Here is a 19127-nt window from a genome sequence, read left to right on the forward strand (position 1 = left end):
CGCTCGCCTTTCGGAAGGATATGCCCGCGCATGGCCACGACGTCAAACGCCGCCGACCCGAAGACCCTCCCCGACGCCCTCGGACGCTTCGGCCCCTTCGGCGGCCGGTTCGTGCCCGAGACCCTCATGGACGCCCTGAACCAACTGTCCGAGGCGTATGAGACAATCAAAGCCGACCCGGACTTCTGGCAGGAGATGGACGACCTGCTGACGAACTACGTCGGCCGCCCGTCGCCGCTCTACTTCGCCAAGCGGCTGTCCGCGATGATCGGCGGGGCGGATATCTACCTGAAGCGCGAGGACCTGAACCACACCGGCGCGCACAAGATCAACAACGGGATCGGCCAGGTCTTGCTCGCGCAGCGGATGGGCAAGAAGCGGGTGATCGCCGAGACCGGGGCCGGCCAGCACGGCGTGGCCACGGCCACCGCCTGCGCCCTGACGGGCCTCGAATGCACGGTCTACATGGGCGAGGAAGACATCCGCCGCCAGAAGCTCAACGTCTTCAACATGAGGACGATGGGGGCAACGGTCGTCCCCGTGACGACCGGATCGAGGACCCTCCGCGACGCCACGAACGAGGCGATGCGCGACTGGATGGGGTCGTCGGCCGAGACGCACTACACGATCGGGTCGGTGGTCGGCCCGCACCCATTCCCGATGATCGTCCGGGACTTCCAGTCGGTCATCGGCAAGGAGGCAAGGCAGCAGTGCCTCGACCGGGTCGGCCGGTTGCCCGATGCGGTGGTCGCCTGCGTCGGCGGCGGGTCGAACGCCGCGGGGATGTTCTTCCCGTTCATCGGCGATGAGGGGGTCGAGCTGGTCGGCGCCGAGGCCGGCGGGCACAACTCGAACCTCGGCCAGCACGCCTCCAGCCTCACCCAGGGTCAACCCGGCGTCTTGCACGGCAGCTTCAGCTACGTCTTGCAGGACGACGAGGGTCAGACGAGCGACGTGCACTCGATCTCCGCCGGGCTCGATTACCCGGGGGTCGGCCCCGAGCACAGCTACTGGAAGGACATCGGCCGCGTCCGGTACGAGGCGATCACCGACGCCGAGGCCCTCGAAGCCTACGGCACCCTGGCCCGCCGCGAGGGGATCCTGCCGGCGCTGGAGTCGAGCCACGCCGTCTCCCAGGCGATGAAGGAAGCCGCCCGGCTCGGGCCCGGCAAGGTGGTGGTGATCTGCCTCTCGGGCCGAGGGGACAAGGACGCCTACGAAATCGCCCGCATTCGCGGGGAACCGATGGATTGACCACCTCGTGAGTGAGAGTCGCCGTTCTGCCCTCATCGTCCGCGGGTCATTGCTCGGGGTCGCCCTGGCGATCGTCGGCCTCTGGCTCGCGTATGGTGCCGTGCGACGCGGGCAGGACCGGCAGTTCGAGGCCCGGGTCGATCGGGCCGGGGCCGACCTGGAGGCGGGGCGATTCGAGTCGGCCCGCGCCGCGCTTCGCCGCCTGGTCGAGGAGCAGCCCGAGCATCCTCGGGCCGCGTATTACCTCGGGATCGCCGAGCGGGATCTCGGCAATCACGAGGCGGCGATCGTGGCCTGGGATCACCTTCTCAACCTCAAGACGGGCGAATTCGGGCCCCGGGCGGCCCTGACCTCGGCCCGGCTCCTGATCGATCGGGGGCAGCTTGCCCGGGCGGAATTGATCCTCCGCCGCGCGATCGACGACCCCGCCGAGGGGATCTTGCCCGAGACGCTCGCCATGCTCCGCGAGCAGCTGGTGCGGCTCCTGTTCCTGACCGGGAGGCGCGACGAGACGAGGCCCGTGCTGGAGGCGGTCTGGGCCGAGGCCCTCAAGCAGCCTCCCGGCCGGGAATGGCCGGGGGTGTCGTCGCCGCGCAACCTGCTGAGGCAGTACTCCTCGGTCGATCTCGAGCCCCCCGCGATCGAGGAGCAGCGGGCGCAATTGGACGCGGCCCTGGCTCGGATTCCGACGGACGATCGGGTCTGGCTCGGCCTGCTCCACCTGGCGATCGAGGAGGGTCGGCTCGACGACGCCCAGAGGTGGCTTGAGCAATGCCTCGACCGCCGAGCCGACGATCCCGCCGTCCGGGTCGCTCAGCTTCGGCTGGCAATGGCCCGGGGCGATGAGGACGAGGCGAGCGAGGCCCTGGGGCATGTGCCCGAGGATCGGCTGCCACCGGCTCGACTGCTGGCCATCGAGGCCTGGTTCGCGGATCGTCGCGGCGACCTGGGCGCGTTGCGGTCGGCCCTCGATCGGCTCCTGGAGTACGACCCGGAACACCCCGAGGCGCTCGAACGCCTGGCGGAATGCCTCGTCCGGTCGGGCGAGCTGGAGGGAGCAGCGGAGATCCGGGCTCGAAAGGGGGCCGTTGATGACGTGCTCAACCGTTATCGAGATCGCCACTTCAAGGCCGATCTGATCGAGGAAGGCCCGCAGCTCGCCCGATGGGCCGAAGCGTTGGGCCGGCGGTTCGAGGCCGAGGCGTGGTGGACCCTCATCGCCCGCACCCGAGGGCATGACGACGAGTCGCGAGCGGCCCTGGTCCGACTCCGAGACATTCCGCCCGCGCCCCCATCCGGCGCCGAGCCGACCCTGGCGCGGTTGCTGGAATCGATCCGCGCGGGCGATCGCGGCGAAGACGGGCCGCACGAAGGTTCCAGCATCTCGCGATCCATCCACTTCGTCGATGCGGCGCGGGAGGCGGGGCTCGACTTCGTGCACGACCCCGGCCGGACGGCCGACCGACAGCTCCCCGAGACGATGAGCGGCGGGGTCGCGTTGCTCGACGCGGATGGAGACGGTTGGCTCGACGTCTTCGCCGTGCAAGGGGGGCCGCTGAGGGCTCGGGGAGGGAGGCCGCCGGGGTCGGGCGACCGCCTGTACCGCAACCGCGGGGACGGGACGTTCGAGGACGTCACCCTCGCCAGCGGGCTGGGGCGGGAGGCCGGATACGGGATCGGCGCGGCCGTCGGAGATCTGGACAACGACGGGGATCCCGACCTGTTCGTGACCCGGCTCGGGGGCGGTTCGCTCTACCGCAACCGCGGGGACGGGACGTTCGAGGACGTCACCCTCGCCAGCGGGCTGGGGGCGCTCGACGGTTGGCCGACCTCGGCGGCATTCGCGGACATCGACCTCGATGGGGATCTCGATCTCTACATCACGCGCTACGTGGTCTGGGATGTCGAGCACCCGATTCGGTGCCAGCGTGAGGATGGATCGTTCTCCTATTGCCATCCCCTGGCCCTGACGGCGCAGCAGGACCGGCTGTACCGCAACGACAACGGTCACTTCGTAGACATCTCGGAGGAGGCGGGGATCCGGGTGCCCCGGCCGGGCCGGGGGCTGGGCGTGCTGGCGGCCGACCTCGATGGCGACCGTCGGATCGACTTCTCCGTCGCCAACGACGCGACCGCGAATTTCTTCTTCCGGAATCGGGGCGACGGCACCTTCGAGGAACTGGGAGAGGCGGCCGGCCTGGCGGCGAATGCCCAGGGGGGCTATCAGGCGGGCATGGGGATCGCCTGCGGCGACCTGAACGGCGACGGGCGGATCGACCTGCTGGTGACGAACTTCTTCGGCGAGGGGACGACCTATTACGAGAACCTCGGCGGCGGCCAGTTCTTCGACCGATCGGCCTCCGTCGGCCTCGTCTCGGCGACGCGGTCGCTGCTCGGATTCGGCACGGCCCTGATCGACGCGAACAACGACGGACATCTCGATCTGTTCACCGTCAATGGTCATGTCGATGACTTCCGCCCGCAGTATCCGTACGCGATGCCGACGCAACTCCTGGTGAACGACGGCCAGGGTCGGCTCGTACCGCCGGAGGGTGCCGACGCCCCGCCCTGGGGCGTCGCTCGGCTGGGCCGGGGATTGGCGGTCGGGGATCTCGATCGCGACGGTCGCGTCGATGCGGTCGCCCTGTTCCAGGGGGGGCCGCTGGGCCTCTTCCTGAATCGGGGCGAGGAGCCGGGGCACTGGATCACGCTGCGGCTCGAAGGCAGACATTCGAATCGCGACGCGATCGGCGCGGTCTGTTCGGTCTGGGCAGGGGGCCGTCGGTGGGTCGTGCCCCGGGTCGGGGGCGGCAGTTATCAGTCGGCCTCAGGCCCCTGGCTGCACGTGGGGCTGGGCGATGCCGCTCGGGTCGATCGGTTGGAGGTCGACTGGCCCTCGGGGCTCCGCGAGACGATCGAGGGGCTGGAGGCCGATCATCGCTATCTGGTCCGCGAGGGGGCCGACCAGGCCGAGCGGTGTCCCTGAGTCGGGGACGAGTGCCTGCCGCGACGCCCGGATGACGGCGGCCTGACGGTCGCGTTGCGCAGGATGGAGCATTACAATCCTGGAGGGTGTTGGCCGGCGTTCGCGGGCTGGATGTCGCCCCAGACACTTCAACATCACCATCTAGGATTCATCAATGCGTGTTCTCAAGGGATTCATGGCCTGTGCCCTGCTGGCGGCGGGCTGCTCGTCGCAATCGGCCGAGCGAACGGCCATCGAGAAGGCCGGGGGGACGGTCGAGCTGGCCGAGAACGGCTCGGTGTCGGTGATCAATTTCGACGGCAAGCCGATCGGCGATGAGGAGCTGGCGGAGGTCGGCACGATCACGACGGCAAGCTCCGTCTTCCTCGGGGGGACCGAGGTCACGGACGTGGGGTTGGCGAACCTGAAGGCGCTGGAGAACCTCTCGTGGCTCGACCTGAGCAACACGGCCATCACCGACGAGGGCCTGGCCGCGCTGAAGGACATGTCGCAATTGACCGTGCTGAATCTCTCGGGGACGGGCATCAGCGACGCCGGCCTGGCGCAGATCAACGGCCTCTCGCAGTTGCGCGAACTGAATCTCACCGACACGGACGTGACCGATGCGGGCCTCAAATCGCTCGCGCCACTGACACAATTGAGCACGCTTCATCTGACCAACACGGCGGTCTCGGGGCCGGGATTGGCCGACCTGGCGCCGATCGAAGGGCTCACGACGCTCTACCTCGTCGGCCTGCCGATCACCGATGAAGGGGTTACGTACCTGAGGGAGATCCCCCAGGTGAGCAACCTGTATCTCAGCGACACGACCATCACCGATGCCGCGGTGCCGGTGCTCTCGGAACTCGACAACCTCAGTTATCTCTACCTGGATCGGACCAACATCACCGAGAACGGCGCCGACGACCTGACCTCGGCCCTCCCGGACACGATCATCCCGCCGCGAGAGATCCGAACCGACGGCGACGATGACCAGGCCACGGGCGGCGAGCCGACCGCGGTACCCGCCGGAACCGAGGCAGACGCAGAGGCCAGCGCAGACGCAGAGACCGACGCAGATTCCAACACCGACGCGGGAACAGATGAGCAGCCCTGAGCCCGAAGCGGACCGTCCTGCTCCTGGGCGTCGCGCCACCTGGCCGCGGAACGCAACGAGCCCGCCCGGTTCAGAGGAGTGAACCGGGCGGGCTCGTCGTGCGATCGCGGGCCACGTCGTCGGACGCGGATCAGGGCTCAGCTCAGAACTGGTCGGCGCTGATGACCTCGCCGCCGTTGGTGGTGCTCAGGCTCCGCCAGACGAAGACGTTGATGGTGTCCTTGACGAACTTGACGCTGCCGTCGGCCATGGCCGCGTTCACGCCACCCGGGTGGTAGCTGCGGGCGGCGTAGGTCTTGTCCAGCTCGCTGGTGTTCGGCGTGCAGGGGGGGTTCGGCGGCTGCCGGTTGCACCAGTAGTCGTCGATCACGTCGGGCGACTTGCTGTTGGGGGTGAGGAAGCCGCTGAACCCGACCGCATCGCCCCACTGGGTGAAGCCGCGGAGGTCGCGGCCGTTGGCGATGATGACCTCGGAGTTCATCAGGGTGTTGCTCAGGCCGTCCTTGATCGACGAGAAGCCGACGACCTTGCGGGTCGTCCGGCCGGGGTAGTACTCCGGCGCGATGTCGATGTTGGGCGAGCCCATGTCATAGAACGGGGCGCCACCGAAGTTGATGCCGAAGGCCGGCATGTTCAACTGGGTGACGGTGGTGTTGCCCATGTTGATGACGTAGTTGCGGTACTTGCACTCGTAGATCGTGCCGTTGACGTTCGCCGTGATCGGGTTGGCCGGGTTGGACCCCGAGTCGCTCGGGCACATGTACGACGAGATCACGAGGTTCGCCGAGGTGTGGTTGACCACGCCGAAGTAGCGGTGGGTGCCGTCCGGCCCGCCCGCGTTGTTGCCGTCGAAGTTGAAGGAGTTGTAGGCGGCAACCTGCTCGAGCTGGGGCAGGATGAAGAGCTGCCACGTGCCCCAGCAGCATCCCTTGCGGCCGGGGGCCAGGGAGCCGAAGGTGTCGTGGTAGTTGTGCATCGCCAGGGCGACTTGCTTGAGATTATTGGTGCACTGCGCGCGGCGGGCGGCCTCTCGGGCGCTCTGCACGGCAGGAAGCAAGAGGGCGATCAAGACGCCGATGATGGCGATCACGACGAGAAGTTCGATCAGGGTGAAACCCTTGCGGGAAGTCTTTCGCATCAATGACCTCCGGATCATTCAAATTCAATAGGACGAGGACGATGCTCACCGGACCGACATGGCCCGGCGACTCCGACGAATCAATCCGAGGTTAACTCGAAATTGATCGGCTCACCGGACCCCGACTCCACGGTCGCGGTCAGGGTCGTGTTCGAGTTGTATTTCGAGGGAACCTTCTCCTCGGGCGGGGGAAGATAGGTATCACCCGGCGCCTGACCGGCCGGCGGCTCGACGGCCTCACCGCCCGAGGAATTGATGACGACGCGATACGCGCCCGGAACCGGCCCATTCTGCTCGCTAAACGTATAGGCCCCGTCGACGATCTCAGTCGCCGTCGACGTTTCCGCCGTGGCCGACGCCGGATCGAAGGTGATCAGGCCCGTGGCCAGCGGCTGCCCGTCAAGCGTCACGGTCCCCGTCACCGGCTGGCGATCGAGGCCATCGCCCCCCCCGCATCCCGCGACGGGGAACGCCACCGCCAACAGAGCCAGCATCGCGACGTGGTGACGTCGAACCATTCCGATCCCGAGTTCGGTCATGAATTGCCGCCTTCAAGCGTCTCGAATTGCGAAATCCGGAACATCAGGGAGATCGACACCGCCGAATCCGAGAGACTATGCATGCACCTAATCTCTCTAGGATATCCCGGTATCTTTCCCATCAAAACTGGTTTCGCGGATCGGATCCGAAAAGTCAAGGAAAAAGACACAATCCCCGAAAGGGGGGAATCCGACGGCCCGCCGAGCAATCGGGGGAGATCGCCCCCTTCGATTGGTTTCGGCATCCTGAATTCGAAGGAATATCGAATTCGAGCACGTACGGAGGACGATCGTCGCCCTGATCGGGGAACGGGCAGCGTCGTCTTGACCGAACGAAACGCTTCGAGGGCTAGAACCGTCGAATCCAGGCGAGATCGGTATATTTCGAGCCCATCAGGTCGGCGATCAGGGCGTCGGGGACGGCGGCGGATTCGGCCTCGGGAAGCTCGCCCGGCGCGATCCAGGCGTCTCGAACCGCCCGGAGGATCGCCGGTCGCGGCAATGGTAAATTCGTGACGAACGCGTCGTGCGACCGCCCCTCCCGATATGCGGGCTGCCGCTTCGGAGGAACCCCGAGGTATCGGGCGATCAGGCCGGCCGGCAGGTCATAGAGGATGGTGGCGTGCACCAGGAACCTCCGCTTCAAGCGGCGCTGGGCACTCCCCGAGCATTTCCGGCCTCGCAGCGCGAGGTCGCCGGAGCCGAGCACCTCGACCGGGGGCCCGAGGGCCCGCAACCGCTCGGCGACCCGGCCGAGGACCCATCGTTGCACCTCATCGACCGCGAGCCGCCCCGGAGCCGAGTCGATGGGCAGGATCACGGTGAAGTTCAAGGCACCCGGCCCGATCAGGACCGTGCCCCCACCACTACTTCGTCGGGCGATGCCGACCCCTTCGGCGAGGCATCGGTCCACCCGGACGGCCTCGGCCGTGCGACACGAGGCCCCCATCACGACCGCCAATTCCGGCAGCTCCCAGGTCCGCAAGAGCGGAGGGGCGTCGTCCCGATCGGCCTCGATCAGGAGCGCCTCATCGAGCGCCAGATTGGCGAAGACCCCGGGGAGCGTGCAATCGAGCATCCGGAACGGGGGCAGGTCGGCATCCGTCATCGGGGCAAGTCTCGCTCCGCGATCGCAATGAACCCGAGCCGTCGAGGGCCGATGCGGCCGGCGAGGCCCGGGCAACGGCCCGGGAACCCGGCGAGCCTCGCGGTCATTCGGGGGGCGTCGATTGTCTCGCAAGGCGGCCGGGAGACGCAACCGAGGCGGCCGATCGGCGGTGGAATCCCTTGAGACGCGAGGCGCGGTCTCGCCCGGCAAACGGCCATCGTGCTCGGTGCCGCAGGCACAACGGCCAGGCGATGAGCAACGCCATCGAGGCGATCGAGACGGCCTCGCCGGCCGCCCTGGTCTTCGGCTCGAAGCGAAGGTGGACCATGTGCCGCCCTTCATCGACGACGATGGCCATGAAATCGCCGTAGGCCCGGATGATCTCGGCCGGTCGGCGATCGACCCGAGCCGTCCAGCCGTGGTGGTGCCGCTCGGAGAGGACCAGCAGGCGGCGGGCCGGCGAATCGACCACGACCCGGAGCTCTCCCGGCTGATCCCGGACGATGATCGGGTCGCCGCCCGACGGCCCGCCGGGCTCCAGCGTCACCGGGCGATCGACGAGCGCGACGGCCGCGGGATCGATCGCGTCGAGGTCGCGGTTCGGATCGCCGCTGACGCGGGCCTCGGCCACCAGCCGGGCCCGGGGGAGCGGATCGGGCAGCGGGGTGGTGGGGTGGCCGACGCTCCAGGCGGCCGACGCCACGCGCCGGCTCGACGGCTTCGAATAGTCGAGCCGACGCACGGGGGTCAGCCCGGCATAGCCTTCGACAAGCCCCCGGCCGTTGAACATCCACATATTGTCACAAACGAGCGTCCCGGGGCCGAAGACCGACCGCTCCCCCATCGACCGCGAGGCCACGGGATGGAAGGCGGCCAGCAGGTCGAGCTTCGCCCGGGAACCCGAGGCGAGGTACGACATGCCGTAAGCGCCGAGGTCGACCGCGATCAAGACGGCCAGGGCCGTCGGCGCCCACGACACGCGGCGGGCCGCGGCCATCACCAGGGCGGAGGCCGCCGCGACCAGGGCGACCGAGAGCAGCAAGCCCCCGAGCGGGGCCTGATGATCGGCCAGCCACGCCTCGGGCGATCCGAATCGGGCGGCCGCGACGATCGCCAGGGAGCCGATCGTCGGGAGCGCCAGGGGCCAGAGCCGCCGCCAGGGAAGCCGATCGCCCCGATCGCGCAACGCCGCAAGATCGGCGAACGCCACCGCGACCAGGACCGCCGAGGCGAGATGAATCAGCAGCACGAACCTCGCCGGGGCCCGGAAGACGTTGAAGCCCGGCAGCCGATGCGTCACCTCGAAGACCGGGAGATACTTCCCGAACGCGAGCACCAGGCCGAGGCCCGCCGCGGCGACGGCCCAGGCGGCGAGGTGACCGTGCCGCAGGCGTCGCCCTCGGATGACCACCCAGGCCAGCAGCACCGGCACCGCGACGCCGTTGTAGGCGCCGTATTCCTTGACCCGGGCGTCGGAGAGCGTCCCCGCGGCCTCGACCCTCCAGCCGGGGACCAGTTCCTCCGCCGGGGCGTAGACGCGGCTCTCGAACAGATACGGGACGAGCCATTGCATCGCGTTGGCGGGGGGCAGCGAGAGCATCCCGAGGAATTCGGCGGTCGGGGCCGAGCGTTCCGACTCGGCCAGGGCCCCCCAGGACGGCAAGACCTGCACGGCCCCCAGCCCCAGGCCGAGCACCTTCGCGAAGACGAGGGCCGGCAGCCATCGCGGCCAACCGCGAAGCTCTGCCCAGGCCGAGGCGACGTAGAGCCCCTCCAGGATCATCGAGAAGAAGACCGCCTGCGGATAGCCCAGCAGGAGCTGCGAGCCGGTGATGACCGCCAGCGCCACGCCCGGCCAGGCCCGGCCCCGGGCCGAGTCGCGCCGCATGATCGCGTCGATCGCCAGCAAGGCGAAGGGGACATGGGCCACCACGGCCACGACGTTCACGTGCATGTAGTGGTAGACAAGGAATCCACCGAAGGCCGCCACGAACCCGCCGAGCAGCGACGCGTCGATCGGCAGGCCCCGGCGGCGCAGGAGCCAGGCCATCCCGAGCATCGTGGCCGGGTAGCTGATCAGGAATTCGAGATTGAACGCCGTCTCGAACCGGAACGCCCGGTAGAGCAGGCGATGCCACGGGTGGGCCAGGCCGATTTGCCCTTCCCCGTGCAGGTCGAACCCGCAGAACAGCTGAGGACACCAGGACGGGTCGGCCCCGGTCGCCAGGCATCGGGCGAAGAAGATGCGCAGCGGCAGGTGGAAGAATCCGAGATCTTCGGTCGTGTAGACCTCTCCCCAGAGGCTCGGAGCCGCCATCAACGCCAGCAGGGCCACGGTGGCCAGGAGCACGCATTCGACCCGGATGCGCCGACCGTGGCCCGGGTCGCGTGCCGATCCTCGATCGTCCATGACTGCCTCGCGATCGCCTCGTGCCCCTTCGCCCGGATCCGCGCACGATCCCTCGTGCCGACCGCCTGGCCGGAATCCGAGGCGGATTGTACCGGCGCGTGCTCTTGTGTCAATCCGACCCGCCTGGGGGGGATCTTCCGGGCCGCCGGGCCGCCCCCGGGCCGGGTCAGTCGACGGGAATCTCGGCGAGGCGACGCCGGCGATCGGCCAGGACGGTCTGATAGCGCTCGACCGATGGGTCGAGATCCACGGCCTGCTCGTTCACCTCGATCGACCGGGCGAGCCAGCATCGGACCCCGTCGAGGTCCTCTCGCTTCCAGCAGTTCTTGGCCTTCTGCTGGTAGACCTCGGCGAGCAGATAGACGTAGGACGGCTCGGACGGGTGGCGCCGGTGGAGTTCCCGGGCGATGTCCTCGTAGAGCGCCGCGGTGCGCTCGGCCTCGTCGATCCCGTCGACCGTCTGCGACATGATGCGGCCCCCCAGTCCTTGCCACTGGAAGAAGAACTTCGAGCCGTCGGGATGATCGGCATTGCGCTGGCCGATGCCGATGTAGGACATGACATTCATGACGGGCGTCAACGCCGCCCGGCGGCCGATCCCCAGCATGTCGAGATCCTGCTCGATCGCGTCGACCAGCTCGGTGACCGAGCCCTGCCAGTCGTACGCATAATCGGTCTGTTCGAGGTACCCGAGGGTCGCCCCGATCCGATGCAGGAACCAATGCGTGCCGAGCCGTTCCAGGTTTCCCTCGATGTGGGGGGCCGCCGGGGCGCGTCGCATCGCGTCCTGAAACACGTTTCTCGCCTCGATCAGGTGCGGGCGGATCTCCTCCAGGGGTTGTTTCTGAGACAGCAGGATCTCGGCCGTCAGCAGATCCACCAGGCCGAGCGCGTACAGGTTCGCCGGGTCGATGGTGCCCGAATCGCGGGCCCGCTCCAGCCGGGCCCTGACCGGGGTGATTTCGGCCAGGACGAACGACCCGTCGATCGCCCGATCCTTGAACAACAGCGAATGGGCGTAGCTCGAGTAATGCGTCAGCACGTCCGTGGAGAGCGCGAGGTTCTCCTCGAGGCGAACGAGCTCGCGATCGAGGCGAACTTCCTCGGCCCTTGAGGCGCGCAGGCGAGTCGCCTGGACGGCGACGAGGCTCACCACCGACGCGGCCAGCGCCAGGCTCAAACCGGCGACCAGCGGGTTGCGCAGGCACCAGCGGGCCCCCTTCACGACGTTCGGCGTGGCTCGCTGGCGGATCGGCTGGCCGTCGAGGAAGCGGCGGAGGTCGTCGGCCATCGCCTCGGCCGAGGCGTAGCGTCGTCCCGGCGACTTGCGGAGGCAGGCCAGGCAAATCGTCTCGAGCGCCTGGGGGACATTCGGGTTCAATCGGCGGACGGAGACGGGCTCGCGGTCGCGCAGGTGCAGATAGGTTTCCAGCTTCGTCGCGGCCAGGAACGGAGGCCGGCCGGCGAGCATCCGGTAGAGGATCGCCCCGATCGCATAGACGTCGGCCGCGGGGCCGATCGTGTGCCGCTCGGGGACCAGTTGCTCGGGGGCCATGTACGAGGGGGTCCCCCGGGGGCCGAGGGCCATCGTCCAGGTGGCCTCGGCATCCCCCCAGGGCAGGGCCAGCCCGAAGTCGGCGACCAGGGGCCGCACGCGGTCGAGCGGCTCATCCCGACCTCCGGAGAGCAGGATGTTCGAGGGCTTCAGGTCGAGGTGGAGCAGGCCCGATTGGTGCACGGAATGGACCGTTCGAGCGATCTGCTCGACCAGCCGGGCGACGGCCTCGGGCGACAGGGAGGGGTCGATCCGCGGCTCCAAACTCCCGCCCGCGAGGTACTCCATCACCAGGAACACCCAGCCCCCGGCCTCGTGGGCGTCGAGCAATCGCACGACGCCGGGCAGTTCGAGCCGGCGGAGCGTGTCGGCCTCGCGTCGCCAGCGGGCCAGCTCGGCAGGGCCGCCGCCGAGACACTTCAGGGCCACCGGGCGACCGTCGAGGCCCCGGGTGGCCAGGTAGACCACCCCGTAAGCACCACGCCCCAGCTCGCGCCGCACGACGAAGCCGGGGATCGAGGGCGGCCCTCCCGACCGATCGGGTTCCGGGACAGAAGGGGAGTCGAGAAACCCGGAGGCGTCAGCCAGGAGTTGCTCAAGCCGGGATCGGCAGCGGGCACACCGTTCGAGATGAGCTTCGAGGGCGGCAAAGGTGGCATCGTCGAGGGAGTCGGATTCAAGCTGTCGCAGCTCGCCGAGACTCGGGCAGGACGCCAGGGCCATCACCGCCTCCGGGAGTCCGATGCCGACGACTTCCCGTGCCGTTCCAGCTCCGCGCGGAGCATCCGAGCCACGCGTTCCTGATTGCGGTAGGCCGCCGCGTAGGTCTTGCCGAACAGGTGGCGGACCTCGTCGACGGGCACGCCCTCGACGCGGACCATCCAGAAGATCCGCCAGCTCTCGGGCTGGACCCGGCGCCGGACGCTCTGCAGGACCTCGTCGGGCACCGACGGCAGGCGGCCGCCGGCGGGGCGAGACGTCGAAGGCAGCTCGGCCGGCGATCGCGCATCACTCATCGCGTCGGGATCGATCACCGGCAACGACCGTCGCCGGGCACGCAGCAGGTCGATCGCCCGAGAGGAGACGACGCACCGCAGCCAGGCCCGGAAGGTCTTCGATGGCGCCTCGTGGAAGCTCGTGATCTTCCGGCTGAGCCAGATCATGACGACCTGGCAGAGTTCCTCCAGGTCGTCCCCTTGCAGGCCGAACCTCCGGCCCCAGCCGCGCACCATCGGCCGATAGAGGGCATCGAACCGGTTCCAGGCCGAGGCATCGCGCCAGTCGGCGACCTTCCCGATCAAACCGCGATCGGTCTCGCCGCAGTCCGTGATCGCCATCGATCGTCCCTCGCAGCTCGACGAAACTCAACGATCGCCCCCGCTGCTCGCCACCACCGTGTTCATCACGATCGTTCTCCCTGGTGGGGGGCGCCGTGTTGGAACGCGTCGTCGCGATCACACCCACGCAGCGATGAGCAACGCTAACACCCTCCCACAAATGATGTCAAGCCATGCGAATCTCCGCGCCGAAACACGTTGATTTTTCGTCACACACATGATCAGAAGCCATGCAAGAACCCGAGGAAAGCCACCGCTTCCGAGCAGGAGCCCGACCCGGGATCACTCGCCGCGCCACGCCGCGCCGCGTCACGGCAAGGGCCGACGGCTGGCGAAGGCGATCTCGCGGCCATCGGGCGACCATGCGGGATCGCGGTCGCCGAGGGGATCGGGGAGCAAGGGTCGGACGACCTCGCTGGCCAGGTCGAGCAGGAGGATCCTGCTCGTCGGCCGGCCGGGATGGTCGGTGAAGGCGATCCGCGAGGCGTCGGGGCTGAGGCTGGCATTCTCCTCGCGGCTCGGGTGGTTGGTCAGGCGTCGAGGCGGGGCGGAGCCGTCGGCCGGGGCGCGATAGAGGTCCCAGCGGACGCCCCGATTCGAGAGGAAAACCACCTCGCGGCCGTCGGGAGACCAGAGCGGCTCGGTATCCATCGCCGGGTTGTCCGACAGCCGAGACAGGCTCATGCCGTCGGCCGATCGGACGAAAATATCCCAGCTCGCCCCCTGCCGGCTGGAGAAGGCCAGGCGATCATCGGTCGGCGACCAGCGCGGCCAGAGACCCGAGCCGAATTCTTCGAGCCGCTCGGGCTGCTCGACCCGGACGATGGCCACCCGCTCGTCATTCCGGCCGGGGCGGGTCCAGTCGGTCGCAATCTCCCGTTTCCCGCTGACCATGAAGGCCAGCTTTGAACCATCGTGCGACCAGGAGGGCGCCACCCCCTCGACGAGCCTCCGGGAGGGCCCGCCGTCTCGGGGGACGATGCGAATCTCGGGACGCCGGCCGGTCGGGTCGAACGCGGTGAACGCAAGCCAACGACCATCGGGCGACCAGCTCGGGTGCGCCGCCCGGTGGAACCCGGCCGGACCCTCTCCCGACGCGGCGACCGTCCGCAGGCCGCTCCCATCGACCCCGACCGCGAACAGGCTGGCCGCCCCCTGGCCCCTGGCGACGACCGGCCCCAGCAGCGCGACCAGGAAGACGACGTTCGAGGCGCGACGCGAGCACGATCGGCGCGAGAAACAGGACCGAGGAGCCGAATCGATCACAATCACCCCCTTGTTCGCCCGCTCGGTCATGAAGCCGCGACCGTCGCACACCTCGCGAAGATGTTCGACGATCGCGACGCGCCATTGGGAACAAATGCCCCGGATCGGATCAGACCAGGGCTCGAAGCGTCCTCAGGCGGGCGATGGCGGCATCGAGCGTCTCATCCTGCTTGCAGAAGCAGAAGCGAATCAGGTGGCGGCCCAGCTCCTTGTCCCGGAAGAAGCTGGACCCGGGGACGGTCGCCACGCCGACCTCTCGGACCAGGTGCCGGGCGAACGACTCGTCGTCGGGCCGATCCCCCACGAAGCTCGAGAAGTCGGCCATCACGTAATACGCGCCTTGCGGCGGCTCGAAGTCGAAGCCGATCTCCAGCAAGGGGGCGCAGAAGCGATCCCGGCGGGCCTGATAGGCCGAGGAGAGGCCCTCGAAGTACGATCGCGGCAGCCGATACGCGACCGCGCCCGCTTCCTGCAGCGGGGCGGCGGCGCCGATCGAGATGAAATCGTGCATCTGGCGGAACGCCCAGGTCATCCTCGGCGGGGCGATGATCGTCCCGACCCGCCATCCGGTGACGCCGAAGGTCTTCGACATCCCCGAAACCGTCACCGAACGCTCTCGCATGCCGTCGAGCGCGGCGATGCAGCAATGGCGACGACCATCGTAGAGGATGTGCTCATAGATCTCGTCGGTGATGGCAATCACGTCCCACTCCCGGCAGAGGCGGGCGACGTGCTCCAGCTCCTCCCGGCTGAAGACGGTCCCGGTCGGGTTGTTCGGGTTGCAGAGGACGATGGCCTTCGTCCGGTCGTTGAACGCGGCGGCCAGCTCGTCGAAGTCGAACGACCAGTGGGGCGGGCGGATGGGCACGAATCGCGGTTCGGCGCCGGCGATGATGCAGTCGGGCCAGTAATTCTCGTAGTAGGGCTGGGTCAGGATCACCTCGTCGCCGGGATTGACGAGCGAGAGCAGGGCGACGATCATCGCCTCGGTGCTGCCGCAGGTGACCGTGATCTCCTGCTCCGGGTCGACCTGCATCCCCAGGTGCCAGGCGGCGTGGTCGGCGATCGCCTCGCGGAGGTTCGCCGACCCCCAGGTGATGGCATACTGGTTGATGTCGTCCCGGATCGCCCGGCACGCGGCCTCCTTGATCGCCTCGGGGGCGGGGAAGTCGGGCATCCCCTGGGCCAGGTTCACGGCGCCGTACTTGCGCGCCTCGATCGACATGCCCCGGATCACACTCTCGGTGAACCGTTCGGCTTTTCGAGATAGGAGCGGATGTTGCATTGTCCGTGGCCTTCGGATCCCGGATCGGGCCGCCCAGCCGGATCGGCGCGGCCCCGGACGAGCATTGTCAACGATTCTCGCCCCGCCCCGCAACGCCGCCCGCGGGGAGACGGGGGAGGTCGCGCCAGAGGTCTCCCAGCCGGCGGAGATGCTGGAGGTGATCGTCCCCCCCGGCCCCTTCGAATCCCAGCACCCGAAGCGACCCGCGATCGGACCGCCTCGACAGGAGCCAACCGCCCCCCAGATCCTCGCTCGCGGGCTCGAAGGCGCCTCCGACGTGACGGACGAGGTCGTCGGCCGTCTCGGCGGTGCTCCCGTAGCCGTCAGGGATCAGCGCGCAGTGGCTGACGAGCATCGCCTTCCGGCCGGCGGCCGCCTCGCTCGCGAAGCGGCGGAACCCGGACATTTTCCCGGGATCGAGCCGGCGGTCCGCCGGGTCGCCTTCATATCCGCAGTAAAGCGAATCAGCCAGGACGATCGCATCAATCTGCTCGGCCGCCCTGGGCTGCGCGAGCAGCGCCCGCACTCCGCCGAACCCGGCCGAGAACGAGCTGACGATCAGACGCCCGCGGTCGAGATCGGCCCCCGGCACGCGCCCGGCAATGACGGCCCTCGCCCCCTCCAGCAACGCCGGGAACCGGTCGGGATCGGAGAACGGGCGCTCGTAGGCCGACGACAGGCCGGGTTCGTTCACCGCGATCGCCACGGCCGGCCATCCCGAGACGTCCAGCGCGCGAGCAACGGCATCGGCCGAGCCGTGCAGGTGGATCACGAGATCGATCGGCCCGGATTCGGGCAGGTCGCCCGGGAAAATCACGGTCGCACCGCCCGGGAGGACCGAGCGTCGGCCGTCGGCCTCGGGGCCCTGGAACCCTCCCAGGACGACAAGCACGGCACAGGTGGCGATCATGACTTCCCCCCGAGGAGCGTTGGCGAGGCGGCCGGTGGTGCTGCGATTCTCGCCGATCGGCCGATCAGCCGGCAACTCCCTGGTCCTTCGAGCGGGCCATGCCCATCCGGATCGACACGCCCCGATCGGCCTGCGATCCCGCCGGTTGACAACGGCACGCCCGGTCCGCGATGCTCGAAGGCACACCGAAACGAGCGGGCGGCCAGGAACGCGGACCCAGAAGCATGCATCGACACCTTGTCATGGGAATGATTGTCGCGGCCAGCCTCGGGGGCGTTCCTCGCCCTGTCGAGGGGCCGAATCGGATCGAGGCCGCCGGCATCGAGAACCTGTTCCGCCTCTCGCCGAGATTCCTGAGCGGGGGGCAGCCGGAGGGGGACGAGGCGTTCCAGGCGCTGGCGGCGCTCGGCGTGAGGACGATCGTCAGCGTGGATGGCCAGGCGCCCGACCTCGAGCGCGCGCGGCGGTACGGGATGCGTTATGTGCATTTACCCATCGGTTACGACGGGATCCCGGACGATCGGGCGCTGGCACTGGCGAAGGTTGCTCGGGAGGCGGCGGGGCCCGTGTACATCCATTGCCACCACGGGAAGCATCGCGGCCCGGCGGCGGCGGCGGTCTGCGGGATGGTCGCCGAGGGCTGGGACCACGCGATCGCCCGCCGATGGCTCGAACAGGCGGGGACCTCGCCCGATTACGCGGGGCTTTATCGAAGCATCGAGCATTTTACTGCCCCCCCCGACAGGGCCATCGCCACCCTGACCGATGCGGACCTCCCCGAGCGGGCCGAGGTCCCCGACCTGGTCGAGGCGATGGTCATGATCGACCTGCGCTGGGAGCACCTGAAGGCCATCGCCGACTCCGGCTTCCGCGTGCCCGCCGATCACCCGGACCTGGAACCGGTCAATGAGGCCAACCTGCTGGCCGAGCATTACCGCGAACTGGCCCGGCTCGGCGAGTCGAAGGGCAGGGGGGATGCATTCCTCGCCTTGCTGCGGGACGCCGAGCAGAATGCCCTCGCCCTGCGAGACACCCTGCGTCCCCCGACCGTCGACCGGGACGCCGCGACGGCCGCGTTGAAGGACTCGGCGAACGACTGCAAGGCCTGTCATTCCCGCTTCCGGGACCACTTGCCGTGAGCGATCAGCCCCCCGACCGGCGATCGGCCGAGGTGAAGCGCCTGGCCAGGGCGCTGGGATTCGACCTCGTCGGCATCGCACCGGCCGTCTCGCCTCCGGGGTTCGGATCGTTCCTCGACTGGCTCGCCGGGGGGAACGCGGCGGGCATGACCTACATGCACACCCATGCCGAGGCTCGCCGGCATCCCGAATCGGCCCTCGAGGGTGTCCGCTCGGTCGTGATGGTCGGCCTGTCCTACAAGCCCGGCACGCCCGACCCGCCCTCGACGCTTCGGACCGGCAAGGTGGCCCGCTACGCCCGGGGCAGGGATTACCACAAGGTGCTCTGGAAGCGCCTGGGACGGCTGAAGGGGCACGTCGAGGCCGCCTGGCCCGAGTCGCGGTCGAGGGCCGTGGCCGACACCGCTCCGCTGCTGGAACGCGATTATGCCCGGCTGGCCGGCCTGGGCTGGATCGCGAAGAACACCATGCTCATTCACCGACAGATCGGCAGTTATACGGTCCTTGGCGCCCTCTTGACCGACCTCGATCTCGAACCCGACGCTCCCCACGAATCGACGCATTGCGGCACCTGCACGCGATGCCTCGACGCCTGCCCGACCGACGCGTTCTCGGCCCCCGGCCGGCTCGATGCCCGCAAATGCATCAGTTATTGGACGATCGAACACCGCGGACCACTTCCCGACGAGGCCGAGGGCCGGCTCCACGACTGGCTCTTCGGCTGCGACATCTGCCAGGAGGTCTGCCCCTGGAACCGCAAGAGCCCGCCCGGCACCGATCCCGAGCTGGCGGCCGATCCCCGGCGGGTCGCCGTCGACCTGGTCGAGTTGCTCCGGAGCGACGACGCGACAATCGCCGCCCTGATCCGGGGATCGGCCATGACCCGGGCCAAACGCTCGGGCCTGCTCCGCAACGCGGCGAGCCTGCTCGAATCGCGAGGGGTCGCCGACCCGGAGGTGCTCGATGCGCTCGAGCAGAACGTCGACGACGCCGACCCGATCGTCGGCGCCGCCTGCTCGAAGGCCCTGGCGACGCTCCGAGGGGTGCTGCCGCCTCAAGGCCGAACGATTCGCCCCCACCCCCCCGCGCCATAACCGATCCCGC

The 19127-nt window shown here is 68.9% G+C and carries 14 protein-coding genes; 5 read left to right on the plus strand and 9 right to left on the minus strand.

The genetic code is table 11. The annotated features are described in order from the left end of the window. The first annotated feature begins 30 nt into the window (after positions 1 to 30). From trpB to AB1L88_RS14425, 3 genes are all read left to right on the plus strand, one after another. Positions 31 to 1254: a tryptophan synthase subunit beta gene (trpB, locus tag AB1L88_RS14415; RefSeq protein ID WP_367097371.1), complete on the plus strand. Its 1224-nt coding sequence runs from the start codon at positions 31 to 33 to the stop codon at positions 1252 to 1254. Positions 1255 to 1261: 7 nt separating this feature from the next. After that, complete coding sequence (locus tag AB1L88_RS14420) at positions 1262 to 4240, plus strand: FG-GAP-like repeat-containing protein (RefSeq protein WP_367097372.1); 2979 nt, start codon at positions 1262 to 1264, stop codon at positions 4238 to 4240. Positions 4241 to 4394: 154 nt separating this feature from the next. Beyond that, positions 4395 to 5336, plus strand: a complete 942-nt coding sequence (locus tag AB1L88_RS14425) for a hypothetical protein (protein WP_367097373.1) — start codon at positions 4395 to 4397, stop codon at positions 5334 to 5336. A gap of 142 nt (positions 5337 to 5478) precedes the next feature. Here the strand turns inward: AB1L88_RS14425 and AB1L88_RS14430 are convergent, their stop codons facing one another. From AB1L88_RS14430 to AB1L88_RS14470, 9 genes are all read right to left on the minus strand, one after another. Continuing rightward, positions 5479 to 6474, minus strand: a complete 996-nt coding sequence (locus AB1L88_RS14430) for a DUF1559 domain-containing protein (protein WP_367097374.1) — start codon at positions 6472 to 6474, stop codon at positions 5479 to 5481. A gap of 80 nt (positions 6475 to 6554) precedes the next feature. Further along, on the minus strand, positions 6555 to 7013 hold the full coding sequence (locus AB1L88_RS14435; protein WP_367097375.1) for a hypothetical protein: 459 nt from the start codon (positions 7011 to 7013) through the stop codon (positions 6555 to 6557). A 349-nt stretch (positions 7014 to 7362) separates the two neighbouring features. Further along, positions 7363 to 8121 carry a lipoate--protein ligase family protein gene (locus AB1L88_RS14440; RefSeq protein WP_367097376.1) on the minus strand — a complete coding sequence of 253 codons (759 nt, stop codon included), beginning with the start codon at positions 8119 to 8121 and terminating at the stop codon, positions 7363 to 7365. A gap of 103 nt (positions 8122 to 8224) precedes the next feature. Beyond that, positions 8225 to 10531, minus strand: coding sequence for a hypothetical protein (locus AB1L88_RS14445; protein WP_367097377.1), 2307 nt, complete (start codon positions 10529 to 10531; stop codon positions 8225 to 8227). A 166-nt stretch (positions 10532 to 10697) separates the two neighbouring features. After that, the gene (locus AB1L88_RS14450; protein ID WP_367097378.1) at positions 10698 to 12809 is read right to left on the minus strand and encodes a serine/threonine-protein kinase; all 2112 of its coding nucleotides are present in this window, start codon (positions 12807 to 12809) and stop codon (positions 10698 to 10700) included. After that, positions 12809 to 13423 (minus strand): sigma-70 family RNA polymerase sigma factor, encoded by a 615-nt coding sequence (locus AB1L88_RS14455; RefSeq protein WP_367097379.1) that lies wholly within the window; start codon positions 13421 to 13423, stop codon positions 12809 to 12811. The genes AB1L88_RS14450 and AB1L88_RS14455 overlap by 1 nt, the downstream gene beginning before the upstream one ends. A gap of 309 nt (positions 13424 to 13732) precedes the next feature. After that, complete coding sequence (locus AB1L88_RS14460; RefSeq protein WP_367097380.1) at positions 13733 to 14740, minus strand: hypothetical protein; 1008 nt, start codon at positions 14738 to 14740, stop codon at positions 13733 to 13735. Positions 14741 to 14798: 58 nt separating this feature from the next. Next, positions 14799 to 15914: an aminotransferase class I/II-fold pyridoxal phosphate-dependent enzyme gene (locus AB1L88_RS14465; RefSeq protein ID WP_367097381.1), complete on the minus strand. Its 1116-nt coding sequence runs from the start codon at positions 15912 to 15914 to the stop codon at positions 14799 to 14801. 127 nt (positions 15915 to 16041) lie between these two features. Next, entirely contained in the window at positions 16042 to 16959 is a 918-nt protein-coding gene (locus AB1L88_RS14470; protein WP_367097382.1) for a hypothetical protein, read from the minus strand. 149 nt (positions 16960 to 17108) lie between these two features. On the opposite strand from AB1L88_RS14470, the gene AB1L88_RS14475 reads away from it, so the two are divergent. Further along, positions 17109 to 18023 carry a hypothetical protein gene (locus tag AB1L88_RS14475; protein ID WP_367097383.1) on the plus strand — a complete coding sequence of 305 codons (915 nt, stop codon included), beginning with the start codon at positions 17109 to 17111 and terminating at the stop codon, positions 18021 to 18023. Further along, complete coding sequence (queG, locus tag AB1L88_RS14480) at positions 18020 to 19117, plus strand: tRNA epoxyqueuosine(34) reductase QueG (protein ID WP_367097384.1); 1098 nt, start codon at positions 18020 to 18022, stop codon at positions 19115 to 19117. The genes AB1L88_RS14475 and queG overlap by 4 nt, the downstream gene beginning before the upstream one ends. The last annotated feature ends 10 nt before the right edge of the window (positions 19118 to 19127 follow it).

Source organism: Tautonia sp. JC769, assembly GCF_040717455.1.
Classification (GTDB): Bacteria; Planctomycetota; Planctomycetia; order Isosphaerales; family Isosphaeraceae; genus Tautonia.

Excerpts from the sequence above, each read along its gene's own strand:
- AB1L88_RS14475 (WP_367097383.1), top strand. The coding sequence starts at position 17,109 with ATGCATCGACACCTTGTCATGGGAATGATTGTCGCGGCCAGCCTCGGG.
- AB1L88_RS14465 (WP_367097381.1), bottom strand. The coding sequence starts at position 15,914 with ATGTCGATCGAGGCGCGCAAGTACGGCGCCGTGAACCTGGCCCAGGGG.
- AB1L88_RS14425 (WP_367097373.1), top strand. The coding sequence starts at position 4,395 with ATGCGTGTTCTCAAGGGATTCATGGCCTGTGCCCTGCTGGCGGCGGGC.
- trpB (WP_367097371.1), top strand. The coding sequence starts at position 31 with ATGGCCACGACGTCAAACGCCGCCGACCCGAAGACCCTCCCCGACGCC.
- AB1L88_RS14450 (WP_367097378.1), bottom strand. The coding sequence starts at position 12,809 with ATGGCCCTGGCGTCCTGCCCGAGTCTCGGCGAGCTGCGACAGCTTGAA.
- AB1L88_RS14430 (WP_367097374.1), bottom strand. The coding sequence starts at position 6,474 with ATGCGAAAGACTTCCCGCAAGGGTTTCACCCTGATCGAACTTCTCGTC.
- AB1L88_RS14435 (WP_367097375.1), bottom strand. The coding sequence starts at position 7,013 with ATGACCGAACTCGGGATCGGAATGGTTCGACGTCACCACGTCGCGATG.
- AB1L88_RS14440 (WP_367097376.1), bottom strand. The coding sequence starts at position 8,121 with ATGACGGATGCCGACCTGCCCCCGTTCCGGATGCTCGATTGCACGCTC.
- AB1L88_RS14445 (WP_367097377.1), bottom strand. The coding sequence starts at position 10,531 with ATGGACGATCGAGGATCGGCACGCGACCCGGGCCACGGTCGGCGCATC.
- AB1L88_RS14455 (WP_367097379.1), bottom strand. The coding sequence starts at position 13,423 with ATGGCGATCACGGACTGCGGCGAGACCGATCGCGGTTTGATCGGGAAG.